We start from the raw sequence: 15,774 nt of genomic DNA on the forward strand, positions 1-15,774 counted from the left end.
ATGCGTAAGGTTATACGACTCATTGATCAACTCGTAGCCGGCACTCTGATGCTGGCAATGGCGCTTATTTTACTGACCGTAGTGTGGCAGGTTATCTCCCGCTATATCCTGCAGGATCCGGCATCAGCGACTGAAGAATTGTCACGTTTTTTACTGATTTGGATTGGCTTGCTCGGCGCGGCTTTTGCTTATCGACAAAAAGTCCACCTCGGCTTCAACCTGATTGTGGAAAAACAGCCAGAGCATATTCGTAAGTACATACTCACTCTGGTTGAGCTGCTGGTAATCATTTTTTGTGCCGCCACTTTGTTATTTGGCGGGAGCCAACTGGTGTCACTGACGCTGGAACTGGAGCAAATCTCTGCCGCCCTGGGGATTCGGATGGGTTATGTGTATGTGGTGTTGCCGCTGTCGGGGATCCTGCTTATTTACTATGGGTTGATTAATATTCATAACCTGTGGCTGGCCGACGAAGAAGGAGCGCTATAATGGATTACACTGCATTGGTGCTGGTAGTCACTTTCTTTTTACTGCTAATCCTCAATGTACCCATTTCATTCAGCATCGGTATTGCTACTATGGCCGCAATGCTGATGAGCATAGATTTCACGCCGGCAGTCACCACGATAGCTCAACGCATGGCTGGTGGACTGGACAGCTTTGCCTTACTTGCCATCCCGTTCTTTGTGTTATCGGGGATGATCATGGGACGAGGTGGTATCGCCAAACGCCTCATCAATTGCGCGCTGGCGCTGATAGGGTCACTACCTGGTGGTCTGGCGCTGGTTAATGTTGTGTCCTGCATGCTGTTTGGCGCTATTTCGGGCTCCGCAGTGGCCACCACGTCAGCCATTGGTAGTTTTATGTTGCCGGAAATGAAAAAGCAAGGCTATGACGAAAACTTCAGTGCGGCGGTTACCGCTGCTGCCTCTACCACTGGTATGTTGATCCCGCCAAGTAACATTCTGATTGTTTATGCCATTGCCAGCGGCGGCGTGTCTATCGCCGCGTTGTTTATGGCCGGATACTTACCAGGTGTGATGGTGGGACTGGCGCTGATGATGGTGTGCTTTGTTCATGCCAAGCGCAAAGGTTACGCTACGGCTGAACGCTTGCCAATGAAATTGGTAGCGCAGCAGGTTGCTGCAGCGATCCCCAGCTTGTTTTTAATTTTTCTGGTTATCGGAGGAATTGTTGGTGGTATCTTTACCGCCACTGAAGCCGGCGCCATTGCGGTGGTTTATTCACTGATCCTGGCGGTGGGCGTTTATCACGAAGTGAAGCTCAAACAACTGCCGGATATTTTGCTGAAATCCGCTGAAACCACGGCCATTGTTATGCTGCTCATTGGCGCTTCAACGGCCATGTCGTGGATGCTTTCCTATGCCAACATTCCACAAAATATCAGTGCCTTTCTGCTGAACGTTAGCGATAACCCTATTGTTATCCTGCTGTTGATAAACCTGTTGTTAATCGTTGTGGGTGCTTTTCTGGATATGACCCCTGCAGTGTTGATCTTTACGCCGATTTTCCTGCCCGTGGCGGCGGAACTGGGTATGTCGCCTCTGCAGTTTGGTATTATGATTGTATTAAATCTGTCGATTGGTTTGTGCTCACCACCGGTTGGGGCTGTGCTATTTATTACCTGTGCTATTGCCAAGACACGCCTGGATAAAATCATCCGACCATTGCTACCACTTTATGTTGCGATGTTTGCCGTGTTGATGCTGGTGACTTATGTGGCCTGGTTTAGTGAAGCATTACCAGCACTGTTCGGGGTGTAATACGCCACGGCTATGCAGGCTGTCGACAACCAACGTGATGGTGCTGAGAGTGGCTTAAACCCCCGCTTAACGGTAAACTCTGGTCGATTAATAAAAAACAAAAATAAAGAGTATTCTGCATGGACAAGAAGCCAACCATTAATGATGTGGCACGTATAGCGGGGGTTTCTAAGCGTACTGTCTCACGGGTTATTAACGGTGCCTCAAATGTTGGCACCGCCACCCGGGAAAAGATTCAGCGGGTGGTGGATGAGCTGGGTTTTTCCCCGGATAAACAGGCCCGGGGACTGGCTGCCAGTCGTTCTTATCTGATTGGTCTGATTTACGATAATCCGGATGCACTCTATATTGACCAGGTACAACGCGGTGTGCTCGATGTCTGTTCGAAAAAAGGCTACGAACTGGTTGTTCACCCCGGCAGTTACCGCAGTGACGATTTTATCAGTAATTGTGTGGGGTTTGTCCGGCGCTCTAACATTGACGGCGTGATTGTGCTGCCGCCTGTATCTGAGTCTAACGAGCTGGCGACGGCGCTGAAACATCATGGCATTAACTATGTCAGGCTGACGTCGGTGGATATCGACGATAAAGCCAATATTGTGGTTTCAGACGACCGTGCGGCGTTAAGTGATATGGCACGATACCTGGTGTCTTTGGGTCACAAGGACATCGCCATCATCACTGGTCCTAACCATTATTACTCTACCGTAGAGCGTTTAGAAGGGATAACTAACACACTACAGGAGCTGGGCTTAAGCATTCCTGTAGAGCGGATTACTGAAGGCAAAAACAGTTACGAAAGTGGTATTGAGTGTGCCCGGGCATTACTGAGCCAAACGCCACGTCCGCAGGTGATTGTAGCCAATAACGACGAGATGGCTGCCGGTGTACTCAAAGTGGCTCATGAACTCGGTATCCATGTGCCCGGCGACCTATCGGTTGCTGGCTTTGATGATAACTTGCTGGCGTCGCGGGTGATTCCGTCACTTACCACCGTGCAGCGCCCGGTGGTTGCTATGGCTGGCATTGCTGCGAAAAAGATTATCGCCCTGATTGAAAATAAGCCTGTTGAAGGTGCGGAAGAATATACCATCAAGCCACATCTTATTATTCGTGAATCAACCCGCAAAGCAATAAAACAATAGCAGAGAAAAAATAAGGGAAAGCTGCCTGACGGTAATTTGCCACCGGTGGCATTGATGTTAAAAGTGTGGTAATTTAATCAATAGCTGGAATAAACGTTTAGAGATCTTATGGCTGATCAAACCAAGCTAATACAGGTGCATCCAAATGATAACGTTGCTGTGTCGACTATGGCGCTGTCTGTCGGCACGATCGTAGACGATTTACCCGTTACTCTTGCCAGTGATATTCCTGTTGGTCATAAAGTCGCCCTGAAAGACATCGCTGCCGGCGAAAAAGTGGTGAAATATGGTTTTGCTATCGGGATTGCACAGGCTGATATTAAACGCGGTGATCATGTTCACAGCCATAATGTAAAAACGGCGTTAAGCGGTCAGGAAAACTATCAGTATGCACCTGTTGCTGCGCGCAAACCGGTTACCAAACCATCCCAGGCCAACTTTATGGGCTATCGCCGTACTAACGGGAAAATAGGGATCCGCAATGAAGTATGGATCATCAATACTGTGGGTTGTGTTAACCGCACGGCTGAACGTATTGCCGCTGAATGCGAGCGTCGCTTTTTTGGCGAGTGCGATGGGTTTCGTTCGTTTACCCACCCGTTTGGCTGTTCTCAGTTGGGCGACGATTTACATGATACCCAGACTATTCTTGCGTCGCTGGCCTCACACCCTAACGCCGGTGCTGTACTGATTGTTGGACTGGGATGCGAGAATAACCAGCTAACCCATCTGCTTGAAAAAGTCGACCGCCCTGCCAGCCAGATCCGTTATTTTAACTCTCAGCAGGAGGGTGACGAAGTCGAGGAAGGGATCCGCCTTATCCACGAAATGCTCGCCGACGTGGGCAAATGTACCCGCGAGCCCATTGATGCCAGTGAGCTGGTACTGGGTGTTAAGTGTGGTGGCAGTGATGCCTTCAGCGGCATTACCGCAAACCCGTTAGTGGGCCGCATCACTGATCTGATGGTTAAACAGAACGGCAGTGTACTGCAAACCGAAACTCCGGAAATGTTCGGGGCTGAGCAACTGCTGATGAACCGAGCCACCTCGCAGGGCGTGTTCTCCCAAATCGTCGAACTGGTGAATGACTTTAAACAGTATTTTGTCGATAACAATCAACCGATTTATGAAAACCCATCTCCGGGTAACAAGGCCGGAGGGCTCACAACGCTGGAAGAGAAGTCGCTGGGCGCGGTACAAAAAGGCGGTCAGGCACCGGTTAATGGTGTACTGCAGTACGGCGAATCCATATCTGAAAAAGGCCTCAATTTACTTCAGGCACCGGGCAACGACGCGGTAAGTTCCACTGCGCTGGCCGCCAGTGGCGCGCATATCATTTTATTCACCACCGGACGGGGTACCCCGCTCGGCTTTCCTGTACCCACAGTAAAAATCTCATCTAACAGTGACATTGCTCATAAGAAGCCACACTGGATAGATTTTAATGCAGGCCAGATATTGCAGGGCACCAGTATTGATGACTGCGCTGCTCAGCTGTACCAGCAATGCCTGACTATTGCGTCGGGCGAAAAAACCTGTAACGAGAAAAATGGCAGTCACGAGATAGCGATCTGGAAACGTGGCGTAACCCTGTAACAAAGAGACTGATATGAAACCAATACTATTACACGAAGACAGACTGTTTCCGGCCGATGAAGCAACACGCTCTGTTGCTCGCTCACTGTATCAAACAGTCAAAGACTTGCCTATTATCAGCCCCCATGGTCACACCGATCCGCGCTGGTTTGCTTACGATGAAAATTTTGGTAATGCGACTGAGCTGTTTATTTTACCCGATCATTATGTTTTCAGAATGCTCTACAGTCAGGGCGTTTCTCTAGAGAATCTGGGCATTCGTCGCTGGGATGGCGGTCCAACCGAAAGCGACCCACAGAAAATCTGGCAGATTTTCGCTGACCATTATTATCTGTTTGCTGGCACGCCATCCAGAATGTGGCTGGATACGGTGTTTAAGAATGTGTTTGGCTTAACAGACATGCTGTGCAGTGAAAACGCCATGGAGTATTACCACTTCATCACGGCTGAACTGGCAAAAGATGGCTACAAGCCTCGCGCCTTAATGGACCGCTTTAATATTGAACTGATTGCTACCACTGAGGGCGCTTTGGATAACCTCGAGCACCACCGGGTATTAAAAGGCTCTGGCTGGGATAAGCGAGTGATTACGTCCTTCCGCCCCGATGATGTGGTGGATGCCTCCCGCGAAGATTTCGCACAAAATATTGAACTGCTGGGCGACATTACCGGTGAAAATAGCACTGAATGGGAAGGCTACCTGGCCGCTATTCGTCAGCGCCGGGCGGTATTCCGCGAACATGGTGCTACAGCCACCGATCACGGCCACCCTACTGCCCGTACTGCTGATCTATCCAAAGCTGATTGTCAGGCATTATTCAGCAAATGCCTGAGCGGCAAAGCCAGTGAAGCCGATCAGGAATTATTCCGTGCCCAGATGCTTACCGAGTTAGCGGGAATGAGTATCGAAGACGGTATGGTCATGCAGATCCACCCTGGCGCGTTCCGTAATCACAATCACGATGTGTTTACTAAATTCGGCCGCGACAAAGGTGCGGATATTCCGCTGCAAACCGAATATGTCAACGCACTGAAACCTTTGCTGGATAAATACGGCAACGATCCTCGCCTGAACATCATTTTATTTACCCTTGATGAAACCGTTTACTCCCGTGAGCTGGCGCCGCTGGCCGGTCATTATCCGTGCCTGAAGCTGGGGCCGGCCTGGTGGTTTCACGATAGTCCGGAAGGCATGTTGCGTTATCGCCATCAGGTGACGGAAACCGCCGGTTTGTTCAATACCGTCGGCTTTAACGATGACACCCGTGCCTTCCTGTCGATTCCGGCTCGCCACGATGTAGCCCGCCGTATTGATTGCCGGTTCCTGGCTACTATGGTGATGGAACATCGTATCAGTGAAGAGGAAGCGGGCAGCCTGATTAAACAGCTGTCTTACGATCTGGCGAAAAAAGCTTACAAACTGGGGCAGGCATAATTATGGCAGCGTCTTTAACGAATGCTACGCTGGCCACCCTGCCAGCAGAGGTCAAACAACCTGACTACGATCGTACAGAGCGCAGTCGTGGCATTGTACACATCGGTCCGGGGGCTTTTCACCGCGCCCACCAGGCAGTGTATACCGATATGGCCATGGCCTATGGTGGTAACTGGCGTATCACTGGTGTGTCGATGCGCAGCGCTACGCTCAAGCAAAAGCTCGCCGATCAGGACAACCTGTATTCGCTGGTGGTACTGGACAACGAACCCTATGTGCAGGTCATTGGCGTCTTTGACAGCGTATTGGTGCTGAATGAAGACCGTGAAGCCATTATGACGGCGCTCACCGACGCCAATACTCATATTATTTCGTTAACGATTACAGAGAAGGGTTATTGCCTGACCAGTAATGGTGAGCTCGATACATCCCATGCCGACATCATGCATGATTTAACCCATCCTGATGAGCCGGTATCGGCGGTAGGACTTATTGTTAGCGCGCTTAAACACCGTTTTGAACAGGAACAGGCTGATATTACCGTGATCAGCTGCGACAACCTGGCTGACAACGGCAAAAAACTGGCCAAAGCGGTATTGCAGTTTGCTGAGAAAATCCAGCCAGAGCTGGCGCAGTGGATTGAACAGAATATTGCCTTTCCCTGCACCATGGTCGATAGTATAACGCCGGCAACCGATGAAGCACTGATTAGCCTGGCGACCGACAAGCTGGGTGTTGAGGATGCCTGGCCTATTCAGCGCGAAGGGTTTACCCAGTGGGTTGTCGAGAACAGGTTCAGTGGGCCTCGTCCAGCCTGGGAGAAAGTCGGTGTGACTTTTACCGATAATGTGGCTGCCTTTGAAAATGCGAAACTTCGTATTCTGAATGGTACCCACTCAACGCTTGCTTACACTGGTATTCTGCTCGGCAAAGAAACTGTTTATGAAGCGATCAGTGACAGCGCCCTGGAAGGTTTTATTCGCCGTTTGCTCAGTGATGAAATTATACCGTCTATTAGCGCTGAAGGCGTGATGGATTTACCGGCCTACTCAGAAGATATTTTAAATCGCTACAAGAACCGCCACATTCGCCACTTGTTGGCACAGATTGCCTGGGATGGTTCGCAGAAGCTGCCTTTCCGCGTGCTCAATACCGTGCGCGACAACTTAAAACTTGGCCAGCAGGCAAACCTACTGTGCGTGCCCATTGCCGCCTGGATTTTATTTATTGCCAAACGTGCTAGCGACCAGGAAGAACTGGTAGATCCGCTGGCGGAAACGTTAATTGGTTTAGCGAACCAACATCAGGGTAACCTGCAGGCGCTGGCCGCTGCTGTGCTGAACCTGCCTCAGGTGTTCGCCGAACTGACCGCCAATACATGGTTTAAAGACACTGTGCTGGAACAGGTTGAGAAGTTAACCTTAATTAACGCCAGCAATGCGCCAGATCTATTAGGAGCACTGTAATGACGCATTTTAAAAGCCTTATTCAGGGCACGCCCCTACTCCCAATCCTGCAGCCGCAAAGTGTAGAGCAGGCGCTTAACATTGCCGCTGCTGTGCATGCCAGTGGCTTGCGCAGTATTGAGGTGGTTCGACGCACGCCAGCAGCTGCGGCAGCGGTAACCGCCATTCGCGATACCTTTCCGGATCTGCTGGTGGGTATGGGCACAGTGTTAAATCAAGACCATGTACAGGAAGCCGTAGATGCCGGGAGTCAGTTTATTATTACGCCGACCATCAGTGAAAAGCTGTTATCGGCACTGAGCGATATCGATATTCCCTATTTGCCTGGTACCGCTTCTCCCTCAGACATTTTACTGGCTGTTGAGGCCGGTTTGTCGGAAGTGAAATTCTTTCCGGCCAGTTTAAGCGGTGGTGCCGCGATGCTGAATAATTTCCGGGCCATTTTTCCGGAAGTATCCATATGTCCCACCGGTGGTATTTCCAATGCTAATTTATATGAGTACAGCAGCCTGCCTAACGTGTTTGCCGTGGGCGGCTCCTGGATGATTCCAAAGAGCTGTATAGCAAGCGGCGACTGGCAGGGCGTAACCGCTGCCTGTGCGCTGGCGCAACAACAATTTACTAAGGATGCCGCGTGAAAAAAGTCGTCATTTTTGGGGAATGTATGGTGGAACTGGTGTCAACCAGCGCCACCGAACTAAAGAAGAGTTTTGCTGGTGACACCTACAACACCGCAGTGTATTTAAAGCGCAATGCGCCGGGCCTGTCGGTCAGTTATCTGACCGCCATCGGCGAAGACTTTTTAAGTAATGAGCTGCTGTTTGCCATGGGTGATGAGCAAATCAATACCGACCATGTGTATCGCTGTAATGAACGAAACCTTGGCTTGTACATGGTACGAACCGATCAGTACGGGGAGCGCACCTTTGCCTACTGGCGGGCCGGTTCGGCAGCCACACAAACTCTCAATGTGATGACGCAGGCCCCGGACAATATCGAAATGTTTTATTTCTCAGGCATTTCGGTGGCTATTTTAGATGTCGAGCAGCGCGAAAAGCTGTTTAAAATGATCAATAGGCTACGTAGCAGCGGTTGCAGAGTTGTCTTTGATCCTAACTATCGCCCGCGATTGTGGCGTGACCTGCAGGAAGCTCAGATTTGGATGGATAAAAGCTATCAGGTTGCTGATATCGCCTTTCCGGGCGGTGATGACCACCTGGCGTTATATGGCCATACCAATGCCGATGATGTGCTGGCGCACCTGGCCCCTTTTGGCATAGGCGAAGTGGTGATGAAAAACGGCGCAGTGGGCGTGCATATTGTTAATCAGGATGGCCAGTTTATTGTGCCTGTGCAAACGGTGACGAATGTTGTGGACACTACCGCTGCTGGCGATGCATTTAACGGTGGTTATCTTGCCGCACGGTTATCCGGTAAAAATGTGACTGAGTCAGCCAGCTTTGGTGCCATGGTAGCTGGTACCGTTATTCAACACCCCGGCGCTATTGTTCCGGCCGACATCCTCAGAAACGCCGTAACACCTCTGTAATGGTTACCAGCAGGGGAACTTAGGCCCTGCTGGCTTACCGCCCATCCCTCCTATTTACCCTTTATCCGCCGTTATTACCGTTAATCATTTAATCCACCAGACTTGATTTAATCAGGCATTCTGTGTTCCATAACACAACCGTTAAGGAGACATTTCATGCTTAAATGGATAACAGGTTTAATTTTCGGATTACTGTTGGCACACAGCAGCGCAGCAATGGATACCGCTGGTGACTGGCACGGCGAGCTTAATATTCAGCCTGGTGTATCACTCCCTCTGGTATTGCATATAAAAGGCAGTGACCCTGACTGGGCGGTGACTCTGGATAGTCCTGCTCAGGGCGCGATTGGCATCCCGGGGAGTGCTGAAAGTATCACCGGTACTTATGTAAAGGTAAAGTTTACAGCTATCGGTGCTTTCTATGAAGCCGCGCTGCAAGACGGCAAGCTTGCGGGGACATTCACGCAGAGCGGCAAATCTTTTGCGCTGACTCTGGCCCGCCAGAGCGAGGAGGGAAAAGAAAAAGCCAGGCAGACAGCGGCACGACCGCAGCACCCTAAGGCGCCTTTTCCCTATACCGTTGAAGAGGTCAATTACCCACATACTTCCGGGGCTTTTGAGTTTGGCGCAACCCTTACTCTGCCCAACGGCAAAGGCCCCTTCCCGGCAGCCATTCTGGTATCTGGTTCCGGCCCTCAGGACCGTGATGAAACCCTGATGGGTCATAAGCCTTTTCTGGTAATTGCCGATCATCTCACCAGGGCAGGCATTGCCGTATTACGGTTTGACGATCGAGGTACCGCCGCCAGCGGCGGTACCTTTGCCGGGTCAACCATTGATGATTTCAGTACTGACGTGGCATCCGCTTACGGGTACTTACACTCGCGCGATGATATAAACCAGGATGAGATTGGCTTGATTGGTCATAGTGAGGGGGGCGTAACGGCGCCGCTTTTTGCTATCCGTCGGCCAGAGGTGGCATTTGTTGTACTGCTTGCCGGATTAGGGGTGGATGGCACTACATTATGGGCGGAACAACAACGGGATATAGCAAAGGCCTACGGCTTGCCCAATAGCGAGGCTATCTATCAGGCGATGCACGTTTTTGCAGAGCAGGTGATTGCCGGAAAAAGCCCTCAGGCCATAGAGCAGGATTTGCTGAGCAAAGGCTATGATAAGGCGACTGCCCAACAGTACATTAAGGTGGTGGCCAACGATTGGGGGCGAAGCTTTTTAACCTACCAGCCTCAAGAGGTACTACCAAAGCTGACTATGCCGGTATTGGCGTTAAATGGCGAAAAAGATTTGCAGGTAGCGGCTGCCAGTAATATTGGTGGTATGAAGGCCATTTTTACAAGCAGTGACAACAAGGATGTTACGCTGAAAATACTGCCTGATCTGAACCATCTTTTTCAGCAAGCAGAATCTGGCCTGCCGGACGAGTATGGTAAGATAAATCAGACTTTTTCGCCGCAGGCGCTGACGATTATCAGTGAATGGATCAGCCGTCGGGTAGGGGAATAGAGTGAAGCAATACTGGCTGCTCCAGATTACCGGCTGGGGATTATTTTACGCCATTGACTCATTGTTAAAAGTGGCTGCAGGCGTTGTCAGCTATCCGCTATTTATCGCTGTTTTTATCCTTTATGGCTTTGCTATGGCTGCCTCACATTGTTTGCGCATCTGGTATCGCCGCTGGCAGCGTTTACCCTTGTTAAAAGTGGTTGCCGGAGTTCTGATAGCTTCCCTGCTTGGCGCTGCCGGATCAACGAGTCTGATGCTGGGCACCCTGGTGGTCATCAAAAGCCCGATTATCCACCAGGCCAGCGGCGCACTGGATTTGCTGTTTATTAACAATCTACTGGTGGTTTGGGCGGTCCTGCTTATATGGAGTGGCCTTTATTTCTTTATTACCCGGCAACGCAAAGTGGATGAGCTGGAAACGTCCCAACAGGACCTGCAGCACAACCTACAACAGGCGCAGTTAAATGCCTTACTGAGTCAGTTGAATCCGCACTTTATGTTCAACTGCATCAATAATATTCGAGCGTTGATTTTGGAAGATGCGGCTAAGGCCAGAGACATGCTCGCCAATCTGGCCGACATGCTGAGGTACAATCTGCAAAGTGATGCCGGGGAAACCTCACCGCTGAGTGAGGAGTTGGCTATCGTTGAGACTTACGTGAGTTTAATGAAGATGCAGCACGAATCCCGGCTGGCCTATGAAGTATGTGTGGATGACAGTGTGCGTCAGGACTATCCTGTGCCAAGATTAATGCTGCAACTGCTGGTGGAGAACGCTATTAAGCATGGTATCGCTAAACAGGTGAAAGGGGGCGTGATAACCTTATCTATCCGGCTTCACCAGCATTGCCTGCTGATTGAAGTGGCCAACCCGGGCTCACTGGATGCCGGCCAGGGCGGGATAGGCGTTGATAATATACGTCAGCGGCTCGAAATACTGTACGCAGAGCATCATGAATTTAGTCTGAGCCAACAGGAAGGCAAGGTCGTGGCAAGGGTACAAATACCGTATAAGGACAAACCATGCGGGTAGTCATCGTGGAAGACAGCCGACTGGCGAGACTGGAGTTGTGCGAGCAGCTCTCACAGCTGCCTGATGTCACCCTGGTGGGGCAGGCTGATACAGTGGATAGTGCCACAGCCCTTATCAACGAATTGCAGCCCGATCTTATTCTGCTTGATATCGATTTGCCCGGTGGCACCGGCTTTGATTTACTTGAGCAACTGGAGGTACTGCCGAAAGTGGTATTTACCACCGCCTTTGATGAATTTGCGGTGCGCTCGTTTGAAGTGGATGCGCTGGACTATTTACTTAAACCCATCACGTTACCGCGTTTATCCAAAGCCCTGGCTAAAGCCGAAGCGCAACTTGCCGCGCAAGAGGCCGTTACCACCGAGACCAGATTGCATGGCGACAGCCAGTTGTTCTTAAAAGAGGGCGAACAATGCTGGCTGATCAGGCTCAGGCAGGTGCAGCTGTTTGAGTCGGTTGGTAATTACACTCGGGTCTATTTTGAACAGCATAAGCCTATGTTGAATAAGGCTATATCGCATATTGAAGCGCGCTTGCCGGAGGCCGAATTTTTCCGCATCAACCGTTCAGAAATTATCAATCTGGCCTTTATTGATGACATCGAAGTACCGCTTAACGGCCAATGGCAGGTACGTATGCAAAACGGGCGTATTCTGGTGCCATCACGCCGTCAGGCCCAGGCATTCAGGCAACGGTTGTCACTGTAATCACGCTTAAACAATGTTACCTTGAGAGCATAGCTACGTAGGAAGAATAAAAATGAAACCAATAGTCTATGTATCCGGCACCTTTGATTTATTTCACAGTAACCACCTTAAGATGATCGAATATGGCGCAGGGTTTGGCGGTACGTTAATTGTGGGGGTGAGTACTGACGAACTTGTCTGCACATATAAAAATCCTCCTGCTGTACCTTATGAAGAGCGCGCGGCGATTATTTCTGCTTTAAAATATCCCAATATGGTTATACCGCAGCGTTCGCTGGATCACACTGACCGGGTAAAAGATCTCAATATCGACGTGTTTGTAGTGGGTGATGACTGGCGCGGTAAATATGATTATCTGCGCGATTTAGGCGTAGAAGTGTACTACTTCCCCTATGGTGAAGGTGTCTGCACCAGTAAGTTAAAACAACAAATCACCGAACAATACAACAAGCTGAAAAGCACCGCTGATAAACATGAAAACCCGGAGATAAAGAAATCATGAAGCGAATTTTAATCACCGGCGGCAGCGGTGACTGGGCGCAGAGTTTTACGCAGTATTACGGTGATCAATTCCATATCGATACTCCGGGGCGCAGTGAGCTGGACGTAACCAGCGAAGCGTCTGTTAAAGGGTATTTTGGCGGACTGGCGGCCCCTTATGATATTGTGATCAACAACGCCGGCTCCATCCATCCCAAACGTATTCTGGAATCAGACAGTGCATTGTGGGTGAATGATATTCAGGTTAATCTGGTGGGCACTTATTATGTCTGTAAGTATGCCCTTACCGTTTCTGAAGCCACTCAATTAATTCAGATCTCATCAACGGCTGGGTTCAATGCTTACAAAGACTGGTCGTCTTACTGCGCGTCGAAAGCCGGGGTGATCACCTTATCGAAAAGCCTCGCCGCCGATGGCTATAACGCTATTTGTTTATGCCCCGGCGCCATTGATACCAAATTCCGCGATTACTTTGATTTGCCCAACAATAATATGATGACCTGTGAGCAACTCACCGGCTATGTAATGCAGGTTATTAATGGCGACTTTACACCGGGAGATGTGTTATTTATTCGGGCTAATGAATTTAAGCTTAACCCTTAATTGTTGGGGTGGGGGCGGCATTGACGGTTGCCGACCCCTTAACACATGTTCAGCCTACACTGTTGCTACTGAGTCGATATCAGATCCTTGTTAAATAGCGATTGCCATGCCGGCAGTCGCCTTGCACGTCACAATGTGTGGTATCTGAAAAAAATTTCACTTTTTTTTTAACAAAGCCCTTGAGTTTATCCGGGTACTCCCCCATTTATCCACGCAGACAATATTTTACGGCCCTTACAGGCCAACTAGGCAAAGGCCGCACGAATATTTGTGCAGCCGAATAACACTTAAATTGAATAGTTGATTATTCAGGAGATTTGAAAATGGCAATTCGTCCTTTACACGATCGCGTTATCGTCAAGCGCGCAGAGCAAGAAAGCAAATCTGCTGGCGGTATCGTATTGACCGGTTCTGCGGCAGAAAAATCGACTCGCGGTGAAGTTATCGCTGTGGGCAACGGTCGCATTCTGGAGAATGGCGAAGTGAAAGCATTAGACGTTAAAGTCGGTGACACCGTTATTTTCAACGACGGTTACGGCGTGAAAACCGAGAAGCTGGACGATCAGGAAGTGCTGATCATGAGCGAAAGCGACATTCTGGCAATCGTAGAATAAGAACCGTTTTAACCGAATAAAGAGGAATTAATCATGGCAGCTAAAGAAGTACGTTTTGGTGATGACGCCCGCACAAAAATGCTCAAAGGCGTTAATGTTCTAGCCAACGCAGTTAAAGTTACCTTAGGTCCAAAAGGCCGTAACGTTGTTTTAGATAAGTCGTTCGGCGCGCCTACCATTACTAAAGATGGTGTATCGGTAGCCAAAGAAATCGAGCTGGAAGACAAGTTCGAGAACATGGGCGCACAGATGGTAAAAGAAGTTGCGTCGAAAGCGAATGATGAAGCGGGTGACGGTACGACTACTGCAACCGTTCTGGCGCAGTCAATTGTAACTGAAGGCTTAAAATCCGTTGCAGCGGGCATGAACCCAATGGACCTGAAGCGTGGTATCGACAAAGCGGTACTGGCAGCAGTTGAAGAACTGAAAGCTCTGTCTACTGACTGTGCCGACAGCAAAGCGATTGCACAGGTAGGTACTATCTCTGCAAACTCCGACGCCGAAGTGGGCGACATCATTGCAAAAGCAATGGAAAAAGTCGGTAAAGAAGGTGTAATCACCGTAGAAGAAGGTCAGGCTCTGCAAAACGAGCTGGACGTGGTTGAAGGTATGCAATTCGACCGTGGTTACCTGTCTCCATACTTCATCAACAATCAGGAAAGCGGTGCCGTTGAACTGGACAGCCCTTACATCCTGTTAGTTGATAAGAAAATCTCTAACATCCGTGAATTACTGCCTACGCTGGAAGCGGTAGCAAAAGGCGGCAAACCTCTGCTTATCATCGCTGAAGACGTAGAAGGCGAAGCATTGGCCACTCTGGTTGTTAACAACATGCGCGGTATCGTTAAAGTGGCTGCGGTTAAAGCACCTGGTTTCGGCGACCGTCGTAAAGCAATGCTGCAAGACATCGCTATTCTGACTGGCGGTACGGTTATCTCTGAAGAGATCGGCCTGGAGCTGGAAAAAGTTCAGCTGGAAGACTTAGGGACGGCTAAGCGTGTTGTTATCAACAAAGACAACACCACTGTGGTTGACGGTGCGGGTGAAGAAGCCGCTATCGAAGCACGTTGTGAGCAAATCCGTGGTCAAATCGCTGATTCAACTTCAGACTACGACAAAGAAAAACTGCAAGAGCGTCTGGCTAAACTGTCTGGCGGTGTAGCAGTAATCAAAGTTGGCGCAGCCACTGAAGTAGAAATGAAAGAGAAGAAAGACCGCGTAGAAGATGCACTGCATGCTACTCGCGCAGCAGTTGAAGAAGGCGTAGTCCCTGGTGGTGGTGTTGCGTTGGTACGTGCAGCCGCTAAACTGGCTGACCTGACTGGCGACAACGAAGATCAGACTCACGGTATCAAGCTGGCACTGCGTGCAATGGAAGCGCCTCTGCGTCAAATCTCTATCAACTCTGGTGCAGAAGCCTCAGTGGTTGTTAACGAGATTAAGAACGGCTCTGGTAACTACGGTTACAACGCAGGTAACGACACTTACGGCGACATGCTGGAAATGGGTATCCTTGATCCAACTAAAGTGACTCGTTCTGCGCTGCAGTTTGCTTCATCAATCGCTTCACTGATGATCACCACTGAAGCCATGATTGCTGAACTGCCTAAAGACGACGCACCTGCAATGCCTGATATGGGCGGCATGGGTGGAATGGGCGGCATGATGTAATCAAAGCTGCTCTCGTCTAGTCCTTGTAAATCAAAGGCTTACAGGTGTTGTATACATAAAAGTAGACACAAATGTAGACTGTGATGTAGGACAGAAAAGAAGCCAAAAGAAAGGCGTTGGGTTAACACTCAGCGCTTTTTTGTTTT

At 49.8% G+C, this 15,774-nt stretch carries 15 protein-coding genes; all 15 read left to right on the forward strand.

Going from position 1 to position 15,774, the window contains the following annotated elements; translation table 11 throughout:
• Entirely contained in the window at positions 1 to 489 is a 489-nt protein-coding gene (locus tag AC2T0J_RS08185; protein ID WP_489809642.1) for a TRAP transporter small permease, read from the forward strand.
• Positions 489 to 1,784: a TRAP transporter large permease gene (locus AC2T0J_RS08190; RefSeq protein WP_489809643.1), complete on the forward strand. Its 1,296-nt coding sequence runs from the start codon at positions 489 to 491 to the stop codon at positions 1,782 to 1,784. The genes AC2T0J_RS08185 and AC2T0J_RS08190 overlap by 1 nt, the downstream gene beginning before the upstream one ends.
• Positions 1,785 to 1,903: 119 nt before the next feature.
• Complete coding sequence (locus tag AC2T0J_RS08195; protein ID WP_489809644.1) at positions 1,904 to 2,929, forward strand: LacI family DNA-binding transcriptional regulator; 1,026 nt, start codon at positions 1,904 to 1,906, stop codon at positions 2,927 to 2,929.
• Positions 2,930 to 3,037: 108 nt separating this feature from the next.
• Positions 3,038 to 4,525, forward strand: a complete 1,488-nt coding sequence (locus AC2T0J_RS08200) for a UxaA family hydrolase (protein ID WP_489809645.1) — start codon at positions 3,038 to 3,040, stop codon at positions 4,523 to 4,525.
• A gap of 13 nt (positions 4,526 to 4,538) precedes the next feature.
• Positions 4,539 to 5,960: a glucuronate isomerase gene (gene uxaC, locus AC2T0J_RS08205; protein WP_489809646.1), complete on the forward strand. Its 1,422-nt coding sequence runs from the start codon at positions 4,539 to 4,541 to the stop codon at positions 5,958 to 5,960.
• A gap of 2 nt (positions 5,961 to 5,962) precedes the next feature.
• Positions 5,963 to 7,426 carry a mannitol dehydrogenase family protein gene (locus AC2T0J_RS08210; protein WP_489809647.1) on the forward strand — a complete coding sequence of 488 codons (1,464 nt, stop codon included), beginning with the start codon at positions 5,963 to 5,965 and terminating at the stop codon, positions 7,424 to 7,426.
• Positions 7,426 to 8,064 carry a bifunctional 4-hydroxy-2-oxoglutarate aldolase/2-dehydro-3-deoxy-phosphogluconate aldolase gene (eda, locus tag AC2T0J_RS08215; protein WP_489809648.1) on the forward strand — a complete coding sequence of 213 codons (639 nt, stop codon included), beginning with the start codon at positions 7,426 to 7,428 and terminating at the stop codon, positions 8,062 to 8,064. Before AC2T0J_RS08210 ends, eda begins: the two co-directional genes overlap by 1 nt.
• Complete coding sequence (locus AC2T0J_RS08220) at positions 8,061 to 8,975, forward strand: sugar kinase (protein ID WP_489809649.1); 915 nt, start codon at positions 8,061 to 8,063, stop codon at positions 8,973 to 8,975. The genes eda and AC2T0J_RS08220 overlap by 4 nt, the downstream gene beginning before the upstream one ends.
• A gap of 156 nt (positions 8,976 to 9,131) precedes the next feature.
• The gene (locus AC2T0J_RS08225; protein WP_489809650.1) at positions 9,132 to 10,499 is read left to right on the forward strand and encodes an alpha/beta hydrolase family protein; all 1,368 of its coding nucleotides are present in this window, start codon (positions 9,132 to 9,134) and stop codon (positions 10,497 to 10,499) included.
• A 1-nt stretch (position 10,500) separates the two neighbouring features.
• Positions 10,501 to 11,532: a sensor histidine kinase gene (locus tag AC2T0J_RS08230; RefSeq protein WP_489809651.1), complete on the forward strand. Its 1,032-nt coding sequence runs from the start codon at positions 10,501 to 10,503 to the stop codon at positions 11,530 to 11,532.
• The gene (locus tag AC2T0J_RS08235) at positions 11,523 to 12,239 is read left to right on the forward strand and encodes a LytR/AlgR family response regulator transcription factor (protein ID WP_489809652.1); all 717 of its coding nucleotides are present in this window, start codon (positions 11,523 to 11,525) and stop codon (positions 12,237 to 12,239) included. The genes AC2T0J_RS08230 and AC2T0J_RS08235 overlap by 10 nt, the downstream gene beginning before the upstream one ends.
• Positions 12,240 to 12,291: 52 nt before the next feature.
• Positions 12,292 to 12,741 carry an FAD synthase family protein gene (locus AC2T0J_RS08240; RefSeq protein ID WP_489809653.1) on the forward strand — a complete coding sequence of 150 codons (450 nt, stop codon included), beginning with the start codon at positions 12,292 to 12,294 and terminating at the stop codon, positions 12,739 to 12,741.
• Positions 12,738 to 13,343, forward strand: coding sequence for an SDR family oxidoreductase (locus AC2T0J_RS08245; RefSeq protein WP_489809654.1), 606 nt, complete (start codon positions 12,738 to 12,740; stop codon positions 13,341 to 13,343). The genes AC2T0J_RS08240 and AC2T0J_RS08245 overlap by 4 nt, the downstream gene beginning before the upstream one ends.
• A 323-nt stretch (positions 13,344 to 13,666) precedes the next feature.
• Positions 13,667 to 13,957 (forward strand): co-chaperone GroES, encoded by a 291-nt coding sequence (locus AC2T0J_RS08250; protein ID WP_070175315.1) that lies wholly within the window; start codon positions 13,667 to 13,669, stop codon positions 13,955 to 13,957.
• 33 nt (positions 13,958 to 13,990) lie between these two features.
• Positions 13,991 to 15,628, forward strand: coding sequence for a chaperonin GroEL (gene groL / locus AC2T0J_RS08255; RefSeq protein WP_489809655.1), 1,638 nt, complete (start codon positions 13,991 to 13,993; stop codon positions 15,626 to 15,628).
• Positions 15,629 to 15,774: the final 146 nt, after the last annotated feature.

The sequence above is a fragment of the Alteromonas sp. ISO5 genome (assembly GCF_058105165.1).

What these genes read in the sequence shown, in the direction of transcription:
- AC2T0J_RS08185 (WP_489809642.1), top strand. Translation starts at nt 1, where the DNA reads ATGCGTAAGGTTATACGACTCATTGATCAACTCGTAGCCGGCACTCTG.
- AC2T0J_RS08190 (WP_489809643.1), top strand. Translation starts at nt 489, where the DNA reads ATGGATTACACTGCATTGGTGCTGGTAGTCACTTTCTTTTTACTGCTA.
- AC2T0J_RS08195 (WP_489809644.1), top strand. Translation starts at nt 1,904, where the DNA reads ATGGACAAGAAGCCAACCATTAATGATGTGGCACGTATAGCGGGGGTT.
- AC2T0J_RS08200 (WP_489809645.1), top strand. Translation starts at nt 3,038, where the DNA reads ATGGCTGATCAAACCAAGCTAATACAGGTGCATCCAAATGATAACGTT.
- uxaC (WP_489809646.1), top strand. Translation starts at nt 4,539, where the DNA reads ATGAAACCAATACTATTACACGAAGACAGACTGTTTCCGGCCGATGAA.
- AC2T0J_RS08210 (WP_489809647.1), top strand. Translation starts at nt 5,963, where the DNA reads ATGGCAGCGTCTTTAACGAATGCTACGCTGGCCACCCTGCCAGCAGAG.
- eda (WP_489809648.1), top strand. Translation starts at nt 7,426, where the DNA reads ATGACGCATTTTAAAAGCCTTATTCAGGGCACGCCCCTACTCCCAATC.
- AC2T0J_RS08225 (WP_489809650.1), top strand. Translation starts at nt 9,132, where the DNA reads ATGCTTAAATGGATAACAGGTTTAATTTTCGGATTACTGTTGGCACAC.
- AC2T0J_RS08235 (WP_489809652.1), top strand. Translation starts at nt 11,523, where the DNA reads ATGCGGGTAGTCATCGTGGAAGACAGCCGACTGGCGAGACTGGAGTTG.
- AC2T0J_RS08240 (WP_489809653.1), top strand. Translation starts at nt 12,292, where the DNA reads ATGAAACCAATAGTCTATGTATCCGGCACCTTTGATTTATTTCACAGT.
- AC2T0J_RS08245 (WP_489809654.1), top strand. Translation starts at nt 12,738, where the DNA reads ATGAAGCGAATTTTAATCACCGGCGGCAGCGGTGACTGGGCGCAGAGT.
- AC2T0J_RS08250 (WP_070175315.1), top strand. Translation starts at nt 13,667, where the DNA reads ATGGCAATTCGTCCTTTACACGATCGCGTTATCGTCAAGCGCGCAGAG.
- groL (WP_489809655.1), top strand. Translation starts at nt 13,991, where the DNA reads ATGGCAGCTAAAGAAGTACGTTTTGGTGATGACGCCCGCACAAAAATG.